Consider the following 353-nt stretch of genomic DNA (forward strand, 5'->3'; position numbering starts at 1 on the left):
GCCCTAGCAGCTTCTTGACGATCAGGTGGTTCATGCTGAGGTTGGCCTGGTGCAACCAGAAGCGCTTCACATCGCTAGGGTTCAGGCCGTTTTCCTGCAGGTGCTCACCGATCAGTTCGGCCACTTTCGGGCACACCTCGCGGAACACCTTGCGGCCTTCCTGGATGAACAGCTTGTCCGCAGCGCCCTGCCCCTCTTCCGCCGCACGGTTGAGGAAGCCGAAATTGTTGCGGATATTGTTGGAGAATTCGGTCCACAGCTTGCTGCTGACGATATCGAACTGGTGCGCCGAGCTGGCCTTGTCAGCGCGCTCGAGCACCACGGCGGTGGCCGCATCACCGAAGATGAAGTGG

1 pseudogene is annotated in these 353 nt (G+C 60.1%); it reads right to left on the reverse strand.

What is annotated here, in order from left to right:
- Positions 1–353 (reverse strand): annotated as a pseudogene (locus QWI17_RS00120) (3-oxoacyl-[acyl-carrier-protein] synthase III C-terminal domain-containing protein); the annotation flags it as partial.

This window comes from Gilvimarinus gilvus (genome assembly GCF_030518155.1).
Classification (GTDB): domain Bacteria; phylum Pseudomonadota; class Gammaproteobacteria; order Pseudomonadales; family Cellvibrionaceae; genus Gilvimarinus; species Gilvimarinus gilvus.